2 protein-coding genes are annotated in these 3,103 nt (G+C 61.9%); one reads left to right on the plus strand and one right to left on the minus strand.

Annotation, left to right across the window (positions count from 1 at the left end):
- Positions 1–2,568 (plus strand): DNA gyrase subunit A (gene gyrA / locus EN893_RS26135; protein ID WP_128361885.1); only part of this gene is annotated, 2,568 nt, incomplete at its 5' end.
- Between the two features lie 69 nt (positions 2,569–2,637).
- Here gyrA and EN893_RS26140 read toward each other — a convergent pair.
- Positions 2,638–2,790: a hypothetical protein gene (locus EN893_RS26140; protein WP_081714296.1), complete on the minus strand. Its 153-nt coding sequence runs from the start codon at positions 2,788–2,790 to the stop codon at positions 2,638–2,640.
- Positions 2,791–3,103 lie beyond the last annotated feature (313 nt).

The raw sequence follows: 3,103 nt of genomic DNA on the forward strand, positions 1-3,103 counted from the left end.
GTCGCCGACGTGATGGGTAAATACCATCCGCATGGCGACGCCTCCATCTATGACGCCTTGGTGCGCATGGCACAGGACTGGTCGCTGCGCGTTCCGTTGATCGACGGGCAGGGCAATTTCGGCTCCATCGACGGCGATCCGCCTGCGGCGATGCGCTACACGGAAGCGCGGCTGACCAAGGTCGCGCACGAGCTTTTGGAGGATATCGACAAGGATACCGTCGATTTCCAGGACACTTACGACGCGTCGGGCAGCGAACCGAAGGTTCTGCCGGCACGGTTTCCCAACCTTTTGGTCAACGGCTCGGGCGGCATCGCCGTCGGCATGGCGACCAACATTCCACCGCATAATCTCAGCGAAATCTGCAACGGCGCCATCGCCCTCATCGACAATCCGGCGATCGACCTGCCGGCGTTGATGGAGATCATTCCGGGACCGGATTTCCCCACCGGCGGCATCGTGCTTGGCCGTTCGGGCATCTACAACGCCTATTCGACCGGCCGTGGCTCCATCGTCATGCGCGGCAAGGTCAACATCGAACAGCGCGGCAACGACCGCGAGTCGATCATCATCACCGAGGTTCCCTACCAGGTGAACAAGTCGTCGATGATCGAGAAGATGGCTGAACTGGTGCGCGACAAGCGCATCGAGGGCATTTCCGATATCCGCGACGAGAGCGACCGCCAGGGCTACCGCGTCGTCATCGAGTTGAAGCGCGACGCCGTTGCCGACGTCATCCTCAACCAGCTCTACCGCTTCACGCCGCTGCAGACCTCCTTCGGCGCCAATATGGTGGCACTGAACGGCGGCAAGCCGGAAGTGATGAACCTGACCGATATGCTGAAGGCGTTCGTCGCCTTCCGTGAGGAGGTGATCACAAGGCGGACGAAATTCCTGCTGCGCAAGGCGCGCGACCGCGCCCATGTGCTGGTCGGTCTCGCCATCGCAGTCGCCAACATCGACGAGATCATCAAGCTGATCCGCACCGCGCCGGATCCGCAGACGGCGCGTGAGCAGTTGATGGAGCGGCGCTGGCCCTCTGGCGACGTGGAATCGCTGATCCTCCTGATCGATGACCCGCGTCACCGGATCAACGAAGACGGCACCTACAATCTGTCAGAGGAACAGGCGCGCGCCATCCTCGAACTGCGCCTGCAGCGCCTGACCGCGCTCGGCCGCGACGAGATCGCCGACGAGTTGAACACGATCGGCGCCGAAATCATCGATTACCTGGACATTTTGTCGTCCCGCGCGCGCGTCCAGCAGATCGTCAAGGACGAGCTTGCCGCCGTGCGCGACGAGTTCGGCACGCCGCGCCGCACCGAACTCACCGACGGCGGTTCGGACATGGAAGACGAGGACCTGATCCAGCGCGAGGACATGGTCGTGACGGTGAGCCATTCCGGCTACATCAAGCGCGTGCCGCTGTCGCTCTACCGGGCGCAGCGTCGCGGCGGCAAGGGCCGCTCCGGCATGTCGACCAAGGAAGAGGATTTCGTCACCCGGCTGTTCGTGGCCAACACCCACACGCCGGTGCTGTTCTTCTCCTCGCGCGGCATCGTCTACAAGGAAAAGGTCTGGCGGCTGCCGATCGGCAATCCGCAGTCACGCGGCAAGGCGCTGATCAACATGCTGCCGCTGGAGCAGGGCGAGCGCATCACCACCATCATGCCGCTGCCGGAGGACGAGGCCAGCTGGGGCGAACTTTACGTGATGTTCGCCACCACGCGCGGCACCGTGCGCCGCAACGATCTATCCGACTTCGTCCAGGTCAACCGCAACGGCAAGATCGCCATGAAGCTGGAGGAAGAAGGCGACGAGATCCTCGGCGTCGAGACCTGCACCGACAAGGACGACGTGCTGCTGACCGCCAGTTCCGGCCAGTGCATACGCTTCTCCGTCGGCGACGTGCGCGTCTTCCAGAGCCGCAATTCGGTCGGTGTGCGCGGCATAACCATGGCCGAGACCGACCGCATCATCTCGATGTCGGTGATAGAGCATGTCGATGCTTCGCCAGCGGAACGCGCCGCTTACCTGAAGCGCGCGGCGGCGGAGCGGCGGCTTGCCACGGAAACGACCGGCGAAGAGGAAGAGATCGCGCTGACCAATGAGGAGATCGGCGAGGAGACGGAGCTTTCCGACAACCGATACGAAGAGCTCAAGGCGCACGAACAGTACGTGCTGACGGTCACCGAGTTCGGCTACGGCAAGCGTTCGTCATCCTATGATTTCCGGCTGACCGGACGCGGCGGCAAAGGCATCCGCGCCACCGATGTGTCGAAGGCAGCCGAGATTGGCAGGCTGGTGGCGACGTTCCCGGTCGGCAATGACGACCAGATCATGCTGGTGTCGGACGGCGGCACCGTCATCCGGGTTCCGGTCAACGGCATCCGTTTCGCCAGCCGCGCCACCAAGGGCGTGACCATCTTCAACACGGCTGAAGGCGAAAAGGTGGTTTCGGTCGAGCGGATCTCGGAACCGCAAGCGGACGAAGAAAGCGATGAGACGGTCGAGGGCGGTGCTGATGCCGCTCCGGCGCCTGACGCCGGTCCGGACGGTGCGGACTAAGTCCGGCACCCGGGTTTTGACATAGCAACGCCGGCCAGGTGGCCGGCGCGGCAGCAAGTTCAGGCTTTATCAGTAGTGACGATATGGCTTGCGCGGGCCGAAGCCTTCGAAGCGCTTGGTGTTTGCCTTGACGCGGATGCGTTGCGCCTCCTGATGCAGCCCAAATACGGTGGCGATCAGCATGGCGACGGTCATTGCGGTGGCGAGCATGTAGATCAGCATGTGCGTGTTCTCCTGCGCCTAACAACGGATAGATGGGATTTTGGTTTCATCTTATTAAGGTGCAACCTAGTGAACGCTGCGTGAAGGCTTCGTGATCAGCGTGTTCATCTGTCGTTCATGTGCCGGAAAAGGTTCACGGCCGGCGCGCCGATCGGATTTGCCTTTGCGAGAGAGGCTCGCTAGAGCCTGTTCCATCTTGTTGATGGACGGAAGACGGAACGGGCTCTAGCTTTCATTTGAGCATGATCTTTTCCAAAAACCGGTTTCCACTTTTTGGGATCATGCATTAGAAGCACCTGCCATGACTGAACGC

Origin of the sequence: Mesorhizobium sp. M7A.F.Ca.CA.004.04.2.1 (genome assembly GCF_004022825.1) — a bacterium.
Classification (GTDB): Bacteria; Pseudomonadota; Alphaproteobacteria; order Rhizobiales; family Rhizobiaceae; genus Mesorhizobium.

What these genes read in the sequence shown, in the direction of transcription:
- EN893_RS26140 (WP_081714296.1), bottom strand. Translation starts at nt 2,790, where the DNA reads ATGCTGATCTACATGCTCGCCACCGCAATGACCGTCGCCATGCTGATC.